The organism is Hydrotalea flava, from assembly GCF_001623405.1.
In the GTDB taxonomy this organism is placed as follows: domain Bacteria; phylum Bacteroidota; class Bacteroidia; order Chitinophagales; family Chitinophagaceae; genus Hydrotalea; species Hydrotalea flava.
Map to the genome: position 1 here is coordinate 140666 of NZ_LUHG01000045.1, position 18949 is coordinate 159614.

General features: G+C 37.3%; 19 protein-coding genes and 1 riboswitch. Of the genes, 7 read left to right on the forward strand and 12 right to left on the reverse strand.

Annotation, left to right across the window (positions count from 1 at the left end; genetic code table 11):
• Nucleotides 1-108: 108 nt before the first annotated feature.
• Together nusA and A0F92_RS05095 are read right to left on the reverse strand one after the other, a co-directional pair.
• Nucleotides 109-1362: a transcription termination factor NusA gene (gene nusA / locus A0F92_RS05090; protein ID WP_068242347.1), complete on the reverse strand. Its 1254-nt coding sequence runs from the start codon at nt 1360-1362 to the stop codon at nt 109-111.
• A 57-nt stretch (nt 1363-1419) separates the two neighbouring features.
• Nucleotides 1420-1890, reverse strand: a complete 471-nt coding sequence (locus A0F92_RS05095) for an LSm family protein (protein ID WP_068242350.1) — start codon at nt 1888-1890, stop codon at nt 1420-1422.
• 170 nt (nt 1891-2060) lie between these two features.
• Between A0F92_RS05095 and A0F92_RS05100 the strand changes: the two genes are divergently transcribed.
• Together A0F92_RS05100 and A0F92_RS05105 are read left to right on the forward strand one after the other, a co-directional pair.
• Nucleotides 2061-2297 carry a hypothetical protein gene (locus tag A0F92_RS05100; protein WP_068242352.1) on the forward strand — a complete coding sequence of 79 codons (237 nt, stop codon included), beginning with the start codon at nt 2061-2063 and terminating at the stop codon, nt 2295-2297.
• An 82-nt stretch (nt 2298-2379) separates the two neighbouring features.
• Entirely contained in the window at nt 2380-4122 is a 1743-nt protein-coding gene (locus A0F92_RS05105; protein ID WP_167516822.1) for a glycoside hydrolase family 13 protein, read from the forward strand.
• A 5-nt stretch (nt 4123-4127) separates the two neighbouring features.
• On the opposite strand, the gene A0F92_RS05110 is transcribed toward A0F92_RS05105, so the two are convergent.
• The 8 genes from A0F92_RS05110 to trxA all read right to left on the reverse strand — a co-directional run bounded on the left by A0F92_RS05110 (nt 4128) and on the right by trxA (nt 11137).
• Entirely contained in the window at nt 4128-4742 is a 615-nt protein-coding gene (locus tag A0F92_RS05110; RefSeq protein ID WP_068242355.1) for an HAD family hydrolase, read from the reverse strand.
• A gap of 74 nt (nt 4743-4816) precedes the next feature.
• Nucleotides 4817-5293: a PAS domain-containing protein gene (locus A0F92_RS05115; protein ID WP_068242356.1), complete on the reverse strand. Its 477-nt coding sequence runs from the start codon at nt 5291-5293 to the stop codon at nt 4817-4819.
• Between the two features lie 177 nt (nt 5294-5470).
• Complete coding sequence (locus A0F92_RS05120; RefSeq protein ID WP_068242418.1) at nt 5471-7855, reverse strand: ribonucleoside-diphosphate reductase subunit alpha; 2385 nt, start codon at nt 7853-7855, stop codon at nt 5471-5473.
• A gap of 47 nt (nt 7856-7902) precedes the next feature.
• Nucleotides 7903-8877, reverse strand: a complete 975-nt coding sequence (locus tag A0F92_RS05125) for a ribonucleoside-diphosphate reductase small subunit (RefSeq protein WP_068242358.1) — start codon at nt 8875-8877, stop codon at nt 7903-7905.
• 119 nt (nt 8878-8996) lie between these two features.
• A riboswitch (cobalamin riboswitch) is annotated at nt 8997-9183 on the reverse strand.
• Nucleotides 9184-9407: 224 nt separating this feature from the next.
• Complete coding sequence (locus tag A0F92_RS05130) at nt 9408-9749, reverse strand: hypothetical protein (protein ID WP_068242360.1); 342 nt, start codon at nt 9747-9749, stop codon at nt 9408-9410.
• Between the two features lie 31 nt (nt 9750-9780).
• Nucleotides 9781-10014, reverse strand: a complete 234-nt coding sequence (locus tag A0F92_RS05135) for a hypothetical protein (protein ID WP_068242362.1) — start codon at nt 10012-10014, stop codon at nt 9781-9783.
• Nucleotides 10015-10082: 68 nt separating this feature from the next.
• A complete protein-coding gene (locus A0F92_RS05140) occupies nt 10083-10679 on the reverse strand; it encodes a class I SAM-dependent methyltransferase (RefSeq protein ID WP_167516823.1) in 597 nt (198 codons plus the stop codon).
• 83 nt (nt 10680-10762) lie between these two features.
• On the reverse strand, nt 10763-11137 hold the full coding sequence (gene trxA, locus A0F92_RS05145) for a thioredoxin (protein ID WP_068242365.1): 375 nt from the start codon (nt 11135-11137) through the stop codon (nt 10763-10765).
• Nucleotides 11138-11344: 207 nt separating this feature from the next.
• Between trxA and A0F92_RS05150 the strand changes: the two genes are divergently transcribed.
• The 5 genes from A0F92_RS05150 to A0F92_RS05170 all read left to right on the forward strand — a co-directional run bounded on the left by A0F92_RS05150 (nt 11345) and on the right by A0F92_RS05170 (nt 17691).
• Nucleotides 11345-12676 (forward strand): TolC family protein, encoded by a 1332-nt coding sequence (locus tag A0F92_RS05150; protein WP_068242368.1) that lies wholly within the window; start codon nt 11345-11347, stop codon nt 12674-12676.
• Between the two features lie 21 nt (nt 12677-12697).
• A complete protein-coding gene (locus tag A0F92_RS05155; protein ID WP_068242370.1) occupies nt 12698-13804 on the forward strand; it encodes an efflux RND transporter periplasmic adaptor subunit in 1107 nt (368 codons plus the stop codon).
• An 89-nt stretch (nt 13805-13893) separates the two neighbouring features.
• On the forward strand, nt 13894-17133 hold the full coding sequence (locus A0F92_RS05160; protein ID WP_068242372.1) for an efflux RND transporter permease subunit: 3240 nt from the start codon (nt 13894-13896) through the stop codon (nt 17131-17133).
• Nucleotides 17134-17153: 20 nt separating this feature from the next.
• Nucleotides 17154-17462, forward strand: a complete 309-nt coding sequence (locus A0F92_RS05165; RefSeq protein WP_068242375.1) for a hypothetical protein — start codon at nt 17154-17156, stop codon at nt 17460-17462.
• A gap of 25 nt (nt 17463-17487) precedes the next feature.
• Nucleotides 17488-17691 carry a YgaP family membrane protein gene (locus A0F92_RS05170; RefSeq protein WP_068242376.1) on the forward strand — a complete coding sequence of 68 codons (204 nt, stop codon included), beginning with the start codon at nt 17488-17490 and terminating at the stop codon, nt 17689-17691.
• 64 nt (nt 17692-17755) lie between these two features.
• Here A0F92_RS05170 and A0F92_RS05175 read toward each other — a convergent pair whose 3' ends face one another.
• Both A0F92_RS05175 and A0F92_RS05180 read right to left on the reverse strand, forming a co-directional pair.
• Nucleotides 17756-18235, reverse strand: coding sequence for a hypothetical protein (locus A0F92_RS05175; protein WP_068242379.1), 480 nt, complete (start codon nt 18233-18235; stop codon nt 17756-17758).
• 9 nt (nt 18236-18244) lie between these two features.
• Nucleotides 18245-18898, reverse strand: coding sequence for a hypothetical protein (locus A0F92_RS05180; protein ID WP_068242381.1), 654 nt, complete (start codon nt 18896-18898; stop codon nt 18245-18247).
• Nucleotides 18899-18949: the final 51 nt, after the last annotated feature.

The window sequence follows — 18949 nt, forward strand, 5'->3', positions numbered from 1 at the left end:
AGGCAACGTTCAAATGTATATATAAGACCGTTTATGGCCTAATATGTTGCTTTAAAATACGCAAGTTTTTGCATAAACTTTTTTTTAATGTATTAAAAATGAAAGGTTTTATGCTTCATCGTTATCAAATTCGGCCTGTAAAATTCTTCTTACTTCGGCAATGGTTTCTTTTTCCAGATCGGTTCTTCTTTCCAATTCATCTTCGTTCAAATTTAAAACACTGCGGGCAGTATCGCATCCTACTTTTTTGAATGCTTCAATTACCCAGGGTTCAATTTCATCGCTAAATTCTTCCAGGTCAATATCAAATTCATCTGTTTTTTCTTCATCTTCCCTAAACACATCTAAAGTATATCCGGTTAGTTCAGAAGCTAATTTAATATTTACGCCTCTTCGGCCAATGGCAAGCGATACCTGATCAGCTTTCAAATACACATCAGCCTGCTTCTTCTCTGTATCAATATTCATGAAGCTGATTTTAGCAGGTGTTAAAGAGCGTTGAATGAGTAGCTGGATATTATTGGTGTAATTAATAACATCAATATTTTCGTTTTTCAATTCACGTACAATTCCATGAATACGACTTCCTTTCATGCCTACACAGGCACCAACGGGGTCAATTCTGTCGTCATAAGATTCTACTGCTACTTTTGCTCTTTCGCCCGGTTCACGAACAATTTTCTTGATTGATATTAGTCCGTCAAAAATTTCCGGTACTTCTATTTCCAAAAGTTTGGCTAAGAATAAAGGGCTGGTTCGTGAAAGTATGATGACAGGGGAATTGTTTTTTAAATCAACTCTTGCAACAACTGCACGTATGGTTTCGCCTTTGCGGAAAAAGTCTTGTGGTATTTGTTCAGATTTTGGCAAAATTAATTCATTCTCTTCTTCATCCATTAATAAAACTTCTTTTTTCCAAACCTGATGCACATCGGCAGAAATAATTTCACCAATGCGATCGCTGTATTTTTTTACCAGTACATTCTTTTTTAAATCGTTGATACGGCTGGCCAAAGTTTGTTTGGCAGCTAAAATAGCACGGCGGCCAAAGTCGAGCATATCAACTTCTTCGTACAATTCTTCTCCAACTTCAAAATCGGGCTCTATTTTAACGGCTTCTGAATAGCTGATTTCGGCAAGTGGGTCTTGCACTTCTCCATCTTCTACAATCATCCGGCGGCGGATGATTTCCAAATCGCCTTTTTCGGCATTTACAATTACGTCAAAATTTTCGTCGCTACCATATTTTTTGCGTAATAAGGTTTTAAAAACATCTTCTACTACTTTCATTAAAGTAGGTCTGTCCAGATTTTCGGTGTCTTTAAATTCCTGAAATGCGTCAATAAGATTAATACTTGCCATAATTCAATTTTTTAGCGGTAGTTCAGGCTTTGTTGATACAAACGTGCCTGATGAATATTAAAATTTAATTTGAACGGTTGTTGTTTTTATATTAGTAAATGGTATTAAAATTTGCTGTGTAATTGCTTTTTTGCCTTTGCCTGTGGTTTGTTCCAATAATATATCCTGCTCAGTTACGGCTAACAAAACCCCTCCTTTCATGGTATCATCGGTAAATACTACTTCAACATTTCTGCCAATATTTTTAACATATTGCCTGTGTAGTTTTAGCGGCTCACCAACGCCGGGTGAAGAAACTTCCAAACTAAATTCCCCCTCCGGAAAAATACCTGCTTCTGTGGTTAATTGATACAGTTTTCTATTAAAGTACACGCATTTTTCAATGGGCAATCCTTCATCACCATCTAAAAATATCTTAATATTTTGTGTGGGTTTTATTTTAACCGCTACGCAAAAAAATGAAGGCTCGGTTTCCAGCATGCTATTTACAATGCTGGTAATTTGTTCTATGTGTGTTTGTGTTGACATACCTATAAAGCAGAAGGGAACGCTTCCGTTCCCTTCTATCGTTCTTTTTTCCGTTGCAAATGTAATGGATAAAATGATTACGCTCCAAATTAGAAATAGGAATTGATTACAAATGGTTAAAAAATGGCCGAAGGGTTGTAATTAAAACCTGTTATTGTATTTTTGCCACTATGTTAAAAATTATTATTTGGAGTTGTGTATTGTATCTGATTTACAAGTTTGTATTTGATTTGGTGGTGCCAATTGGCAAAGCTACTTCTGAAATGAAACAGAAGATTAATGCCATGCAACAAGCGCAACAGCAGGCCGCTGAATCGCAAAATAATTTTAATGCCACATCTAAAGCTGCATCTTCTAAAACAAAACCGGCTGATGAAGAGTATATTGATTTTGAAGAAATGAAATAAAGCCGGATATATTAAAGGAATGCGCTTCTGCTTTCTGATACATTGTGTTATTTAAATACTTCATCCTTTCATCAAACTATTTATGAAACAAAGTACACTTGCAATTTTTTTATTATGTATCACTGTTTGTGCTGAAAATATTAATGCACAATCTGAACCACCAAAAGCAGATGCCAATCAAAAATGGTGGAAAGAAGCCATTGTGTATCAAATTTATCCCAGAAGTTTTAAAGACAGCAACGGCGATGGCGTTGGCGATTTAAAAGGAATTATCTCTGAATTAGATTATATTAAAAGTTTGGGGGTTGATGTGGTTTGGTTAAACCCCATTTACCAATCGCCCAATTTTGATAATGGCTATGATGTAAGCGATTACCGCAAAATTTTGCCGGAATTTGGGACGATGGCCGATTTTGATTCTTTGTTAAATGGAATGCACCGCAGAGGTATTAAATTGGTAATGGATTTGGTGGTGAACCACAGTAGCAGCGAACACGAATGGTTTCAGCAAAGCCGGAGCTCAAGAAATAACCCCTATCGCAACTATTATCATTGGTGGAATGCTGAAAATGGAAAACCACCTTATCGTTATAGTTTGTTCGATATTAATCATGATGCCTGGAAGTTTGATACACTCACCAATGCCTATTACCTGCATTATTTTTCAGATAAACAACCCGATTTAAATTGGGAAAATCCTAAAGTTAGAAATGAAGTGTACAGTATTATGCGCTTTTGGGCTGATAAAGGCATTGACGGATTTAGGTTAGATGCTTTTCAATTTGTGGCAAAAGATACCACCTTCCCCATGTTCCCGAAAGGGTTTGAAAAAGATTTTACACGTTATTATGCCATGCAGGGTAATATACACGGCTATTTACAACAAATGAACCAGCAAATTTTTAGTAAATACGATGTAATGAGTGTAGCAGAAGGTGCCGGTAATACGTTTGAAGATGCACATAATTTGGTAGATAGTAATCGGCATGAACTGAATATTGCTTATGCTTTTAATGGGGTAGACCTTGCGAAGCCTAACGGATACAGCTTGTTGCAATTTAAATCGGTTTTTTCGCAATGGGATAGTGCTTTTGAACACAGTGGGTGGCTGGCTGTTTTTTTGGCCAATCATGATCAGGCCAGAATGGTAAGCAGATTTGGAAATGATTTGCCACAGTTTAGAACCCATTCTTCACAAATGCTCTCTACTTTTTTACTTACCATGCGGGGCACACCTTTTTATTATAATGGAGATGAGTTGGGCATGACGAATCCGAAATTCACTTCGATACATGATTATCGCGATGAAGTGATATTAGATGCATACAAACATATACAACAAACGGGGGGCGATATAAATGCATTTATGAAAAATCTTGCATTTGGCGCAAGAGATAATGGCCGTTCACCTTTTCAATGGAATAGCAGCTACAATGCAGGTTTTACAACCGGAACGTCCTGGATTGGAATCAATGCGAATTATAAAACAGTGAACGTTGCTGTTGAAGAAAATGACCCCAATAGTTGCCTGCATTATTTTAGAAAATTAGTACAACTGCGTAAAAGCAACCCCACCTTGGTTTATGGCAAATACACGTTGCTGGATAAAGCCAATCCACAGGTATATGCATATTTAAGAGAAGATGCTGCCGACAAATTTTTGATATTATTGAATTTTTCAGCTAAAGATGCGGTATTTAGTAGTCCTACATTATCTGCTAAAGCAAAAGTGGTATTGGCCAATTATGTAAAAACGCCTACAACTATCACATTAAAAAATAAAATGCCCTTACGCCCTTATGAAGCCATGGTGATTCGATTATAGAACAGTTATAACGGTAAATCTAACACCGTTAGTGGTGCATTCAGGTGTATGGTTTGTAATCCTAACGAATGGGCTGTTCGTATGTTAGGTAACGTATCATCAATAAATAAAGTTTCTTCCGGGGCTAAATTTTGTTCCTGTAAAATAAGTTGAAATCCATCTGCATCCGGCTTGCGCATTTTTATTTCATGAGAATAATAGGCTTTTTTAAAATAGCGGTTAAAATTGTCTTTACCTGTATCACGCTTAAATATTTCCATAAAGCAATCATAATGAATTTGATTGGTGTTGGAGTATAAAAAAACATCGTATTTATTTTGTATCGAATCGAGCCATTCAATTCTTTCGGGTGGAAAGTTAATTAACATAGCATTCCAGGCATGGGCAATGGCTTTGTTTGTTGCCAGGATACCTGTTTGTTTTCTGAAAGCATCATAAAAATCATGCGTTGCAATGGTGCCGGTTTCTAAAGCTGCAAAAAGGCTATTGGAGTGGGTTTGTGAAAAAAAACTGTAGAATTGTGTGGCACCTAGTTGTTGAAATGCCTCATTTGTTTTTTGAAAATCGAGGTTGATGAAAACACCACCTAAATCGAAAATAATATTTTTAACTAACTTCATACTACAATATTAAATCAAATTATGTTGATACAATACAGTAGTCAATAGCTGAAGTAATGGTTTAAAAATATTGATTAAGCTGCTTTTTCAATAGCCATAAAATTTACCAACCTGCCTGATTGGTTGAATATGGGGAATCCTTCAATATGGCAGGTATAAGTACTGCCGTTTTTACGATAATTTACTAATGCGGTTTGGAAAGGTTGCAAGGCATCAATAGCCATTTTAATGGCTTTACGTGTATCAAGAGAAGTGGCCGGCCCCTGAAATAGCGTTGGGCGTTGACCTATTACTTCATGGGGCCAATAACCATTCATGGTATGTAAGTTTTCAGTGGCGTGAATGATGTTTAATTGGCTATCGGTAACTATAATGGTTTTATCTTCCCAAATTAAGGCTTCCTGAAAAGCAGCACGCACTTCTTTCCATTCGTTCCGGTACATAATATTTTGTAGTGCTTCCAAATCTTTTTTTAATTGTTTGCGCCGCTCTATTCCTTCTAATACAATATCCCAGCAAAGCAAAGGATGTGGCGTTGGGTTGTTCTCCATGAATTTATTTTTCTGATGTTTAGTAAAATTCATTGTTATTCTTCGCCTAAGTATATTCTGTTATCCTTTCAGTCTAAAAAAGCCTTTAATCATTGAACAAACTTAAATATTTTAATTGATATAAAAAAATAATTATATTTTTTATAACGGTTTTTAAAAAGTATCCATTTGCTGATTTTATGAGCCGCAACTAATACATCCTTCCTGCATGGTGCAAACAGCGCCTTCTGTTATGGTAGCGGTTACATCGTTTTCAGAGGCCGATTCAGCCACAGGAATAACCGGTTGTGCTGTAATTTCTGCTTGTTTTTCAACGGTAAACTGAACAGCTTGTGTTGCTGCCTGTGAACGCAAGTAATACATACCTGTTTTAAGGCCTTTTTTCCAGGCATAAAAATGCATAGAAGTAAGTTTGGATGAGTTGGGAGCATCTACAAACAAATTCAATGATTGCGACTGGCAGATAAATGCGCCTCTGTCGGCAGCCATATCTATAATATTTCTTTGTTTAATTTCCCATACGGTTTTATAAAGTTCTTTAATATCGGCGGGTATTTCGGCTATATTTTGAATAGAGCCGTTGGCAGCAATAATTTTGGTTTTCATGGTGTTGTTCCATAAGCCCAGTTGAATTAAATCTTTCAGTAAATGTTTGTTTACGATGATGTATTCACCGCTTAATACCCTTCTGGTATAAATATTAGAAGTGTAGGGTTCAAAACATTCATTATTGCCGAGTATTTGCGAGGTAGAGGCTGTGGGCATGGGTGCAACCAGTAATGAATTGCGAACGCCATATTGTTTTACTTCCTGCCTCAGTGCTTCCCAGTTCCAACGGTTAGAAGGGGTTGCATCCCACATATCGAACTGGAAAATACCTTTTGATAAGGGTGAGCCGGCAAATGTTTCATAAGCACCTTCCTGAATGGCCAGGTCTTTACTGGCTGTCATGGCAGCAAAATAAATAGTTTCAAAAATTTCTTTATTTAACATTTTAGCTAAATCACTTTCAAAAGGCAGGCGTAATAAAATAAACACATCTGCCAACCCCTGTACACCTAAACCAATGGGGCGGTGTTTGAGGTTTGAATTTCTGGCTTCTTCTACCGGATAATAATTATGATCAATGATGCGGTTTAAATTAATGGTAGCGGTATAAGTAACCTCATATAATTTTTCGTGATTAAAACTGCCGTTTTCTACAAAGCGTGGCAATGCCAGCGAAGCTAGATTACATACCGCCACTTCTTCAGGCGATGTGTACTCCATAATTTCAGTACATAGGTTACTGCTTTTAATGGTGCCTAAGTTTTGCTGATTGCTTTTGCGGTTGGCAGCATCTTTATACAACATATAAGGTGTGCCGGTTTCTATTTGCGATTCCATTATTTTAAACCAAAGCTCTTGTGCTTTAATGGTTTTGCGGGCCCTGCCTTCTGCTTCATACTGTGTGTACAATTGTTCAAAAGCTTCGCCCCAGCAGTCGCTTAAGCCGGGTGCTTCATTGGGGCAAAATAAACTCCATTCTTCATTGGCTTCTACCCGTTTCATGAATAAATCCGGAATCCAGAGGGCATAGAATAAATCTCTTGCCCGTAATTCTTCTTTGCCGTGATTTTTTTTCAGGTCTAAAAACTCAAACACATCAGCATGCCAAGGTTCTAAATATACTGCAAAAGCACCTTTTCTTTTACCACCTCCCTGATCAACATATCGTGCTGTATCATTAAACACTCGCAACATAGGTACAATGCCATTGCTGGTACCGTTGGTGCCGCCAATATAACTGCCTGTAGCACGTATATTATGAATGGCTAATCCAATACCACCGGCACTTTGCGATATTTTTGCGGTTTGTTTTAGGGTATCATAAATGCCATCAATACTATCTTCTTTCATGGTTAACAAAAAGCAGGAACTCATTTGTGGTTTGGGTGTGCCTGCATTAAATAGTGTTGGTGTAGCATGGGTAAACCAGCGTTCACTCATTAAATGGTAGGTTTTAATAGCACGCTCCACATCTTTTTTATGAATACCAATGGCTACACGCATGTACATGTGTTGCGGACGTTCAACAATTTTACCATTTAGCTTAAGCAGGTAAGATTTTTCTAATGTTTTAAATCCGAAATAATCAAAAGCAAAATCGCGGTCGTAAATAATAGTGCTGTCTAATAATTCTGCATTGGCTTCAATTACTTCCATTACATCATCTGCTATTAATGGCATTTTTTTTCCGGAATGTGTATCAGTGTAATTGTATAAAAGCCGCATGGTTGCAGAAAAACTTTTGATGGTGTTTTTGTGTAGATTGCTTACTGCAATGCGTGAAGCCAGAATAGCATAGTCGGGGTGCGTAATGGTGAGCGATGCGGCGGTTTCGGCAGCTAAATTATCCAATTCTGCTGTGTGTACACCATCGTAAATACCCTCTATGGTTTTTTTGGCTACATCAATCACATTCACCATTGGGCTAAGGCTGTAGGATAATTTTTGAATACGTGCGGTTACTTTATCGAACTTTACGGTTTCTTTTCTTCCATCTCTTTTAATTACGTGCATAGTCAAACTATTTTAAATGGTATTTTTTGTTGGGGTATTGAAATAGGTTAAAAATCCTCATCCAATGAAAAAGATTGTGATACTGTACTGGTTCCCATTACACCGGCTTTTTGATAATCGCCTACTCTTTTTTCAAAAAAATTGGTTTTGCCCTGTAAGGAAATCATTTCCATAAAATCGAATGGATTGGTGGCATTGTACACCTTTGGGTAGCCCAGTTCAACCAACCAGCGGTCGGCCACAAATTCAATGTATTGTTGCATTAATTTGGCATTCATACCAATTAAATCTACCGGCAGTGCTTCCGTAATAAATTCTTTTTCAATGGTCACTGCATCAGTAATAATGCTTTTTACCTGTGCTTCCGATAATTTGTTTTGCAGCATTTTATACAACAGGCATGCAAATTCGCAGTGCAAACCTTCATCACGTGAAATCAATTCGTTACTGAAAGTTAATCCGGGCATCAAACCTCGTTTCTTGAGCCAGAAAATAGAGCAGAAGCTGCCACTGAAAAAAATGCCTTCTACGGCTGCAAACGCAACCAGTCTTTCTGCAAAATTGCCATTGGTAATCCAGCGTAAAGCCCATTCTGCTTTTTTCTTTACGGCAGGTACGGTATCTATGGCATGAAATAATCTGTTCTTTTCTTCGGGATTTTTGATATAAGTATCGATTAATAATGCATAGGTTTCAGAGTGGATGTTTTCCATCATAATCTGAAAACCATAAAAACAACGCGCTTCCGGTAACTGTACTTCGCTCATGAAGTTTACTGCTAAATTTTCATTTACAATGCCATCGCTGGCAGCAAAAAATGCCAGAATATGCGAAATGAAATGACGTTCGCCATTATTCAGGTTCTCCCAATCTTTTAAATCGGCGCCCAGATCAATTTCTTCTGCGGTCCAGAAACTGGCTTCATGTTGCTTGTATTTTTCCCAAATGACCGGATAGTTAATGGGCAGAATTACAAATCGGTCTTTGTTTTCTTTCAATAAAATTTCATCACTACTGCTCATAATAGTATTATAATTTTTTTGTTTTATGAATATTCGGTGCTGAAGTGGTCGTTATATAAACCGGAATAAGTGGTTGCCGGCCTATACTGAACGAACCTGCTTTTCGCCCGAAAGCATTGCTATATGTTGGGTTTAAGGCAGGTCTTCTGACTTCCGATGATTTGGCTACCTTCCCATTTCTTTTGAAACAGTGGTGTGTTTTGCCAAAACATTTGAAAATGGGTAACAGCTACGGGGATAGTTCAGGACTTACACCTGATTCCCTATTCATTCCATGTGTAGGAAACCCTAAACCGAGCAGCAAAATAGTTAAGCTTGGGTTTAAATGGCAAAATTGTTATTAACCCAATGTTGAAAACATATTTTTCTTCAAACAAAAAAACTGCACTAATCTTTTTTGTTCAATCCACCTCATACAAAGGAATGATTTTTTTAACGAACACAGTTTGTGGAAGAAATGTGCATACGATAGACTCAAAATATTTTGGTAATGTGCAATATTCATATATATTACTAATGAAACGAAACAGTTAGGAAGGGATAGTAAATTGAAGAGTGGCTGCAGCCTGTTTCAGTTCAGTTGCATTGCGGGTAGTGGTTGCTAAGTTTATTAACAGCCTGAAGTTTACCAGAAAAGTTAACTCGTACTTTTTGTTGCTTTTTTGATAAGTTTCCATCGCTTTTTGCCCCATAAAATCAATTGATTTGGTGTAACCGTCTTCCGATTCGGATTGGATATTCATTTTTGTAAGATAATTCTGCGAATAAATACCTGCTACGGCATCTCCTGCACAATCAAATAGGGTTAGTTTTATTTTTTTGCTGCCGTCATCATTTTTATAAGTTGCATCAGCAGTTGAAAAGCCCATCATGTTGCTGGCTTCAAAATTGCTGCGTTTTAAATTAAATAGTTGTTCGGGTAATAAAGCTTCGAGCTGATTGGTAGTTAGTGGAGTTGTTTTTTTTTAATTCATTTACTTTTTGCCCCATTACTTTATCATCTTCATCAGAAAGCCCACTCAAGTCAACATTTGCTTTTGTTTTACCATCATCGCTGGTGATAGTTGTTTTAGGGTGATGGTTGCATGCAGTGAGGAATAATAAACAGGTGCATGTCCATAACAATATTCTTTTCATAAAAAAGTTGATGTTACATGCATTAAAATTACTGCATTGTATAGCCTATTCATCCAAGCTGTAATAAATTACAACTTTTGGGCTACTAATCGTAATACATCGGCACTGCCTGAATGAAATTCTCCTTCTGAAAGCATTACTTCTTTTTGCCCACAACTGATAATATGTAATAATTGGAAATCAGAACAGAGTGTGGGTGCATCGTATAATAAATTAGGATCGGTTGGTCCTCCACTTTTATGATGTATTTGTTCTTTGCTGAAAGATTCTACCACTAAGTAACCACCGGGTTTTATGGAGGCTACTACATTGGCGTGAAACTTTTTTCGGAGGGGTTCGGGTAAATGCACATAAATGAGTGCTACCGCATCATATTGTTTTTCCGGAACATAATCATTGATATCTTTTACTTCATAATGAATAGTGACACCCAATGATGCTGCACGTTGCAGTGCTTTTTCTTTTGCTACTGCACTGTAATCAAATGTATCAACGGTCCACCCTTGCTGTGCAGCATAAATGGCATTGCGCCCTTCGCCTTCGGCGGGTAATAATATTGTGCCCGGTTTGTTGTTATCAATAAATGTTTTGAAAAACTGGTTTGGTTCTAATCCATACACTGAGTCATTTTCTGCATACCGTTGGTCCCAAAAATTTGTCATCATTTTATTCTTTTTTCAATATCATCCATTAACAATATAAATAGCGGGCACAATTATTACAATATAACCCGGGTTCTCACTTTTCTTTATTTTTCTTCACTTGCAATAGGCAGTAATTCTTCTTCAATTACCTGTTTAAATACTTTTTTGGGTAAAGCACCAGGCTGCATCATGGGTTGACCTTCTGCCGGTATGAATAAAAAAGTAGGTATGCTTTGAATGCCAAATACGCCAGCCAGTTCCTGTTCTTTTTCGGTATCTACTTTATAAACAATTAGTTTCCCTTCATATTCATTCGATAATTCCTCTAAAACAGGAGCTACCATTTTGCAAGGCCCGCACCAGTCTGCATAAAAATCAATAATAGCAGGCAAATTGCCTTTGTATTTCCATTCCTGTTCTTTGGTATAATCAAAAACAAGGTCTTTGAATTCCTGGGTGGTTAAATGTTTCGTTGCCATTGTAAAATTTTTAGCGAAGTTACAACATCAGTTTTTGTTGTTTGGTGATGTTTATCACATAATGGGTTGTATAACCGGGCAAATGAAAAGAGGAACCATTACTTGCTGTTTGTTTAAAAAAAGGAATTTTTTTTGGGTGATATATGTCACAGTACAGGCTGTTTGCTGATGATAGTTTTGCATCAAATTTTTAACACGATGCTAAGAATGAAAAGAAAGTATGCAGTCAGTGCCTTCATTGGCGTATGTTTAATGTTGTTCAATCATCTGGTATCAGCGCAGGATAGTACGCAGATTTTAACCTTGGCTGATGCTATTACAAGGGCATCTTCCAATAACAAATCAGTACAACTGGCAGGGATTGACGAACAAATTGCTCAAAGCAATTATAAACAAACCGATGCCATATTTTTACCACAGGTTGGAGTTTCTTATACAGCTATGAGTACCAATAATCCCTTGAATGCATTTGGATTTAAACTGCAGCAAAAATCCATTACACAGGCTGATTTCAATCCTGATTTATTGAATCATCCTTCTGGTACACCCGATTTTTCCACCCAATTATCTGTACAGCAACCGCTATTAAATTTGGATATGTTGTATATGCGGAAAGGTGCAGCTAAACAATCTGAATTGTATCAGTTTAAAACAAAGCGTACAAAAGAATATGTTACCTATGAAGTACAGAAAGCTTATCTGCAACTTCAGTTGGCTTATGATGCAGTGAAAGTGTTGCAGGAAGCTGCACAAACTGCACATGCCATGTACCAGCTCACCAATAATTATTTTAATCAGGGTCTGGTTCAGAAATCTGATGTACTGAATGCACAGGTGCATGAAAGTATGGTAACCACTAATTTGGCCAATGCAAAAAGTAATATTAGAAATGCAAGTGACTATTTAAGTTTTTTGATGGGCGTACCTGCAGGATTGGTATATATGATTGCCGATAAAAATATTGATGATATTATCGTTGCAGATACAGCTATAAAAGTTCCGGATGCACGTGCCGATTTTATGGCCATGAAAACCGCAATAGAAGCCAGTAATCTGATGATTAAAAGCAGCAAAATGAGTTATTTGCCTAAGCTGAATGCTTTTGGAAATTATCAACTGAACGATAGCCGCATGTTTGGCTTTGGTGCCAATGCTTATTTGGCCGGCATACAACTTTCCTGGAATATTTTTAATGGTAACAGAACCAAAAATACCATTGTTACCAAAACATTGGAGCGCAATAAGCTGGAACAACAATTGGCACAACAAAAAGACCAAAGTCAATTAGAACTCAATAAAACTAATCGCGATTTACAGGATGCCCGGTTTCAAATTGAGCAGCAGCACGCTGCCATTCAACAGGCTACAGAGGCTTTGCGCATTCTGCAAAACAGATACGAGCAGGGCTTAGTAAAAACTACTGATGTGCTGATGGCCGAAACACAACTGGCACAACAAAAATTAGGGCTGGCACAGGCACAGTTTAATTACCAGTCAACCAAAGCTTATATACAATTTTTAACTGCAACCACTCATTAATAAAAATTTCAAAAAATAGCTATGAATAAAAATGTAAAAACCACTACCGTTATGTTGGCAATGACAGGCCTGTTTTTTTCTGCCTGCTCATCTAATGAAAAAAAGCAGGAAAATACAACTGCGATTCCTCCGGTTGAAGTAAAAATGGCCTTACCCAATGCTGCAACCCAAAATGCATTGAGTTTAGGCGGACAAATAGAAGCGGTGCAAAGTGCCAATATCAGCACACGTGTAATGGGTTATATTACATCAATGAAAGTAAAAGTAGGTGATCACGTAACACAAGGTCAGTTATTGGCTACCATCAGCAATCAGGATATGTTGGCCAAAAGAGCACAGGCCGATGCCATGATTGCAGAAGCAGAAGCTGCATTAAAAAATGCACAAAAAGATTACGATCGCTTTACTGCATTGTACCAACAACAAAGTGCTTCTGCCAAAGAGTTGGATAATGTTACTTTACAATACAATGCTGCCAAATCAAGAGTAGATGCTGCCAGGCAAATGCGTAATGAGGTAAATGCCATGTTAGCTTATACCAGTCTAACATCTCCATTTAGTGGTGTTGTAACACAAAAAATGGCCGATGCAGGTAGTATGGCCAATCCCGGAATGCCATTGTTAACCATTGAAAAATCAGGCAGTTTTCAGGTAAGTATTGCAGTGCCGGAATCGCAAATTAACAATATGCACATGGGTAACGTAGTGCCATTATACATTCAGGCCATTAATAAAACCATAAAAGGAAGCATTACACAAATAAGCCAGAGTGCACAGTACACCGGCGGTCAGTATATTGTTAAAGTAGCCATTCCCGAAAATGAAAAAACTGGTTTATATGCAGGCATGTATGTAACCGCACAATTGCCTGTTAAACAAATTACAAATGTATTGAATACAAGCAACGATGCTGTAATGGTTCCAGTATCTGCTATTTTTTATAAAGATGAACTAACCGGTTTGTATACAGTTTCTGCCAATCATACTGCTTTATTACGTTGGGTTCGCTTAGGTAAACAAATGGGTAATGATGTAGAAGTGTTATCCGGATTAAGTAAAGATGAGCCATTTATATTGAGCGCAAACGGAAAATTAGCGGATGGAGTTCCTGTGAAAGAAATAAAATAACACCAGGTTGCTGAATAACATTGAAAGTTGCACCAATTAAGCGGTTAATAAAATAATTGCTGACATTATAAACTATTAGAAAATTTATTATGGAAAAAGGATTTGCGGGAAATATTGCCAAAGCATTCATACAGAGTAAACTCACCATTCTGTTAATGATTGCTTTTTTACTGATAGGTGCATACAGTACCTATTTAATTCCGCGGGAAGAAGAACCACAAATTGAAGTGCCAATGGCCGATGTGTTGGTAGGGTTTCCCGGGGCAGAACCACAAGAAGTAGAATCGAAAGTTACTGCACCATTAGAAAAAATTATTTCTAATGTAAAAGGTGTTGAATATGTATACTCAACTACCATGCAGGGAAGAGCCATGTTAATTGTGCAGTTTTATGTAGGGGAAGATGTAGAACGTTCATTGGTAAAATTGTACAATGAACTGATGAAGAATATGGATAAGCTGCCACAGGGCGTTACACTGCCATTGGTGAAAACACGTGCCATTGATGATGTTCCTGTATTAGGGCTTACCTTATGGAGTAATCATTACGATGATTATGCTTTACGCCAAATGGGCGAAGTGCTTACCAACGAAATTAAAAAAGTACCTGATGTATCGGCTGTAAATATTATTGGCGGACGAAGCCGTGTGGTAAAAGTAATTTTGAACAAAGATAAAATGGCCGAGTACCATGTTGATTTTTTGAGTATCGCCAAACAAATGCAGGGCAATAATGCACAATTAGCATCAGGTACTATGTTAAAAAGTGATACAGCTTTTGCGGTTGAAACAGGAAACTTTTTAACCAATGCAGATGATGTGGCTAATTTAATTATCGGCACCAATCAACAACAACCGGTATTTCTGCGCCAGGTGGCAAAAGTGGTAGATGGCCCTGAAACACCCAGCCAATATGTATATTTTGGTTATGGAAAAGCAGATACGTCAAAAGACTACCGTTATGTAGCATCTTACCCAGCTGTAACCTTATCTATAGCCAAAAAGAAAGGGGCAGATGCTATGCAGATTTCTGAGGAAATTCTTTCTAAAATCAACCATATTAAAAGCCAGTTAATTCCGGCCGATGTGCATGTAACTACCACACGTAATTATGGAGAAACCGCTTCTGAAAAAGTATCTGAATTGCTGTTTCACTTATTTATTGCCATTGTTGTAGTTACTTTGTTTGTAATGCTGGCAATGGGTTGGCGTGGTGGTTTGGTGGTGTTTTTATCAGTGCCTGTTACGTTTGCCCTAACCTTATTTGCATATTATTTTCTACATTACACATTAAACCGTATTACACTTTTTGCTTTGGTATTTATTACAGGTATTGTGGTAGATGATTCAATTATTATTGCCGAGAATATGCACCGGCATTTTAAAATGAAACGGCTTCCGCCATTGCAGGCTGCAATCTATGCCATTAATGAAGTAGGTAATCCTACTATTCTTGCTACATTTACGGTTATTGCAGCGGTATTGCCTATGGCATTTGTATCGGGATTGATGGGACCATACATGAGCCCCATGCCCATAGGCGCCTCTATTGCTATGATGTTGTCTTTAATTGTAGCGCTTACATTAACACCTTATCTGGGTTATTTATTTCTGCGAGAAAGAGAACATCATGGCAAAGAGAAACCGCCGGTCGTACTTGAAAAAACAGGTATTTACAAGATTTACAAATCATTTATCAATCCCATGCTGCAAACCAGATGGAAACGTTGGGTATTCATGATTAGCATTGTTGTAATTCTGTTTGCATCGATGATGATGTTTTACACAAAGGCGGTGGCCGTTAAAATGCTACCATTCGATAATAAGAATGAATTTCAGGTGGTGATTGATATGCCTGAAGGAAGTACTTTAGAAAAAACTGCCGTTGTTACCAAAGAAATTGCTGAATTTGTTTCCCATCAACCTATGGTGGAGAATTATCAGGAATATATTGGCACTGCAGGGCCTATTAGTTTTAACGGGTTGGTTCGCCACTACGATTTTAGAAGAGGCGATAATATGGCCGATATACAAATTAATTTGGTGAAGAAAGAAGACCGGAAAGAGCAAAGCCATGCTATTGCCAAAAGCATGCGGCCGGGTATACAGGAAATTGCTAAGCAATACAATGCCAATGTTAAAATAGTAGAAGTACCACCAGGCCCGCCGGTATTATCTACTTTAGTTGCAGAAGTGTATGGGCCCGATTACAGGCAACAAATTGCCATTGCCAAACAAATTAAGCAGTTGTTTGCTACAACGCCAGATGTGGTGGATGTTGACTGGCGGGTAGAGCATGACCAGACTGAATATAAGTTTGATGTAGATAAAGAAAAGGCGATGCGCTATGGTATTGCACCGGCGCAGGTAGTAGCTACCATGCATGCCGCTTTATCGAACAGCAATGTGGGTACGTTGCATCTACCTTCCAGTTATGATCCGGTGAATATTTCATTACAATTAAGTGATGCCGATAAATCGGATATTAATGCACTGAAAAATTTAAAAGTCATTAATCAACAAGGTAATGCAATTCCTGTTGGCGATTTGGTAACCATTACAAGAGGTATTAAAGAAAAAAGCATTTATCGCAAAAATCAAAAACGTGTAGTGTATGTAACTGCCGATATGGCCGGTAAATTAGAAAGCCCGTCTTATGCCATGAGCGATATATCTGATAAGCTCAATAGTATACAATTGCCGGCTGGTTATACTTTAAAAGAAGAATATACCCATGCACCTAAATTAGAAGATCATTTTTCATTGAAATGGGATGGCGAATGGCAAATTACCTATGAAGTATTTCGCGATTTAGGTATTGCATTTGTAGTAGTGATTTTAATTATTTATATGTTGATAGTAGGATGGTTCCAAAACTTTACCGTTCCTATTATTATGCTGGCAGCCATACCATTATCATTAATTGGTATTATTATTGGCCACTGGATGATGGGTGCTTTCTTTACCGCTACTTCTATGATTGGTTTTATTGCGCTGGCAGGTGTAATGGTGCGCAACTCGGTATTGTTAATTGATTTCATCAATATCCGATTACGGGAAGGTATACCATTAAAGCAGGCCATTATTGAAGCAGGAGCTGTTAGAACAACGCCTATTTTATTAACCGCTGGTGCTGTAGCTTTAGGTGCTATTGTTATTTTGTTCGATCCTATTTTTCAGGGTTTGGCCATATCTTTAATGGGTGGTACCATTACTTCTACATTCCTCACATTATTGGTAGTGCCTTTATTGTATTACAAAATGATGCGCAAAAAGTATCCGGAAAATACAAATCCCGAAAACAATCCTAACAATGAAATCACCCATTAATCACCCCAAAACTATGGTATATGAAAATGTTAGTTATTACAAGTATTAAAGAGGATTTGCTGGCCGTAACCCATATTCTCGAAAAAGCCAAAGTGCCGGTATTTAGTGTTACCGATACCATTGGCCATAAGGCAGAGCATAATAATTATATGCTCAACAACTGGTTTGCCAGTGGCGATGCACAAACCAGCGCTTTATTCTTTTTCAGTTTTACGGAGGATGATAAAGCGAAACATGCTGTTGAACAGGTAAAGAAGTTTAATAATGAAACGCCCAGTGCATTTCCTATCAGGGCTTTTATTGTACCTGTTGAGGCAAGCAGTTATTAATTATAATATATAAAAAAAGAAAAAAATGAGAGAACGTATTGTACGTGCCGTTGCCGGCAGTTTGGTATTAGTAAGTGTAGTATTAATTTATTTTGTTTCGGTTAACTGGATATGGTTAAGTGTATTTGTAGGTGTTAATTTACTGCAATCCTCCTTTACCCGGTTTTGTCCGTTAGAAAAAATATTAGATGGGTTGGGTATACCCTCTAATAACGGAAAATGTTGTTGAGTTAGAGAGAACAGTGGCGTAAGGTTAGGCTAACAGTGTGGTTGCTGTTAGCCTTTTTGTATTACTAAAACCGTTTGCCAATTGAAAAACCTATCCAGGGTACAAAGCCAAATTTGTTAATTCCCGGCGTGCAACTAATACGCCACATCATATTTTTTGTGGTATGTCTTCTATAGCCAAAACTGGGAATAAAATTTACAAAGTGGTCATCGGCAGGTGTGGTTTTTTCCCAAAATAGTTTAGCATTTTCTCGGGTAAAACTAACGCCCAATCCGGCGTCTAAAAATCCTTTAGGGTTTTTAGTAGCAAAAAGGTAGTTAATACCAATGGGTATGGTTAAATAATAAGCATTTTCTGAATACATGCCTACGCCAATGCGTACACCCAAACCCGGCTCTTTGGTTAATTGCCGTTCATAGTTGGCAGAAATAAACAGGCCATTACCGCCTGCTTCTAAATAAATGTCGTTTCTTTTAAAAGAAGATTGGCCAACGCAATGCTGGGCCAATAATAACAAGGGGAGGATATAAATATATATTTTCATTTTGTTGATTTAGAAATGATAAGATAATGCAGGTGTTAACGTAACCGCTTCAAATGTTCCGGTTGAAATTAGGAAATATATCCTTGAACGAATGCCTAAAGAAAAATGGCGATCAATGGTTTTAAAATAACCTAATCCGGCAAAAACGCCGCCTTCTTCCAAACCGTTGTTTTTATAATTGCGTTCTGCCAGATTAATTAAATTATTAAAATTTTCTAATGATATTTCTTGCTGGTTAGAACGTAAGTAAAATAGCCCTGCTTGGTATTTCCAATTGTTCTTTCGTTTATTACATGTTCCTTCATAGGCAAATTGGTAGAAATGATTGATATGCCTGATGGTAAAATTTTCAATTTGTAAATAAATGGAATTAAAAGGGCCATCAAAATTAATTTTTTTACCATTTACAGATTGTGCATATGCAATGCTGAGGGTAGAACTACTATCCATTTGAAATTTAAGTTCCACCCCTGCAATAGAACCTACAAAATTCTTTTTATAGAAATAGGTTTTAGGGCTTGGGCCGCCCAGTTCATCATAACTTCTTACAAAAAAATTGCCATTCAATCCATAATTGGCCTCCAATGAAAATTTACTTTTTTGGGCAAGTAAAATGCAATTTAACACAGCCGTACCAATAATAAATAATATCGTTTTTTTCATGTGATTTTTTTAAAAGCCTAACCAATTTTTTGGGGTAGGGATTGTTTATTA

Bases quoted from the DNA above. Each gene is read 5' to 3' on its own strand.
- A0F92_RS05155 (WP_068242370.1), top strand. From the start codon at position 12,698: ATGAATAAAAATGTAAAAACCACTACCGTTATGTTGGCAATGACAGGC.
- A0F92_RS05180 (WP_068242381.1), bottom strand. From the start codon at position 18,898: ATGAAAAAAACGATATTATTTATTATTGGTACGGCTGTGTTAAATTGC.
- A0F92_RS05165 (WP_068242375.1), top strand. From the start codon at position 17,154: ATGAAAATGTTAGTTATTACAAGTATTAAAGAGGATTTGCTGGCCGTA.
- A0F92_RS05095 (WP_068242350.1), bottom strand. From the start codon at position 1,890: ATGTCAACACAAACACACATAGAACAAATTACCAGCATTGTAAATAGC.
- A0F92_RS05170 (WP_068242376.1), top strand. From the start codon at position 17,488: ATGAGAGAACGTATTGTACGTGCCGTTGCCGGCAGTTTGGTATTAGTA.
- A0F92_RS05105 (WP_167516822.1), top strand. From the start codon at position 2,380: ATGAAACAAAGTACACTTGCAATTTTTTTATTATGTATCACTGTTTGT.
- A0F92_RS05130 (WP_068242360.1), bottom strand. From the start codon at position 9,749: ATGATGGGCTTTTCAACTGCTGATGCAACTTATAAAAATGATGACGGC.
- A0F92_RS05120 (WP_068242418.1), bottom strand. From the start codon at position 7,855: ATGCACGTAATTAAAAGAGATGGAAGAAAAGAAACCGTAAAGTTCGAT.
- A0F92_RS05150 (WP_068242368.1), top strand. From the start codon at position 11,345: ATGAAAAGAAAGTATGCAGTCAGTGCCTTCATTGGCGTATGTTTAATG.
- A0F92_RS05100 (WP_068242352.1), top strand. From the start codon at position 2,061: ATGTTAAAAATTATTATTTGGAGTTGTGTATTGTATCTGATTTACAAG.
- A0F92_RS05140 (WP_167516823.1), bottom strand. From the start codon at position 10,679: ATGATGACAAATTTTTGGGACCAACGGTATGCAGAAAATGACTCAGTG.
- A0F92_RS05125 (WP_068242358.1), bottom strand. From the start codon at position 8,877: ATGAGCAGTAGTGATGAAATTTTATTGAAAGAAAACAAAGACCGATTT.
- A0F92_RS05175 (WP_068242379.1), bottom strand. From the start codon at position 18,235: ATGAAAATATATATTTATATCCTCCCCTTGTTATTATTGGCCCAGCAT.
- A0F92_RS05110 (WP_068242355.1), bottom strand. From the start codon at position 4,742: ATGAAGTTAGTTAAAAATATTATTTTCGATTTAGGTGGTGTTTTCATC.
- nusA (WP_068242347.1), bottom strand. From the start codon at position 1,362: ATGGCAAGTATTAATCTTATTGACGCATTTCAGGAATTTAAAGACACC.
- A0F92_RS05135 (WP_068242362.1), bottom strand. From the start codon at position 10,014: ATGAAAAGAATATTGTTATGGACATGCACCTGTTTATTATTCCTCACT.
- A0F92_RS05160 (WP_068242372.1), top strand. From the start codon at position 13,894: ATGGAAAAAGGATTTGCGGGAAATATTGCCAAAGCATTCATACAGAGT.
- A0F92_RS05115 (WP_068242356.1), bottom strand. From the start codon at position 5,293: ATGGAGAACAACCCAACGCCACATCCTTTGCTTTGCTGGGATATTGTA.
- trxA (WP_068242365.1), bottom strand. From the start codon at position 11,137: ATGGCAACGAAACATTTAACCACCCAGGAATTCAAAGACCTTGTTTTT.